1 protein-coding gene is annotated in these 357 nt (G+C 63.3%); it reads left to right on the top strand.

The window, feature by feature from the left end:
* The coding region (locus EE949_RS00010; RefSeq protein WP_164666636.1) for an alginate export family protein at positions 1-357 on the top strand (357 nt) is incomplete at both ends.

Genomic DNA, 357 nt, shown 5'->3' with positions numbered 1-357 from the left:
CGCCCTGCTGTGGTCGTGCCCGACCCTGGCCGCGCTGACCGAAGCCAAGAACTTCGGCCTGGAAGTCAAAGCCACTGCCCAGTCCGAAGATGACCGCGACCTCGGCACGCAAAAAGGCGGCGACGTCAACGGTATCGGCCTCGACCTGCGCCCGTGGATCTACGGCGAAAGCGGCGCGTGGAGCGCCTATGCCATGGGCCAGGCGGTGGTGTCCAGCGACATCATCGAGACCGACACCCTGCAACAGTCGGCCGATGACGAAAACCAGCAAACCACCAACAACGACCGCAAGGCCAAGAAAAACTACCTGGCCATGCGTGAGTTCTGGGTCGGCTACAGCGGCTTTACGCCCTACCC

Source organism: Pseudomonas viridiflava (assembly GCF_900602065.1).
Taxonomy (GTDB): Bacteria; Pseudomonadota; Gammaproteobacteria; order Pseudomonadales; family Pseudomonadaceae; genus Aquipseudomonas.
The sequence above is the reverse complement of the archived record's forward strand: the minus strand, read 5'-3'. Positions and strand labels throughout refer to the sequence as shown.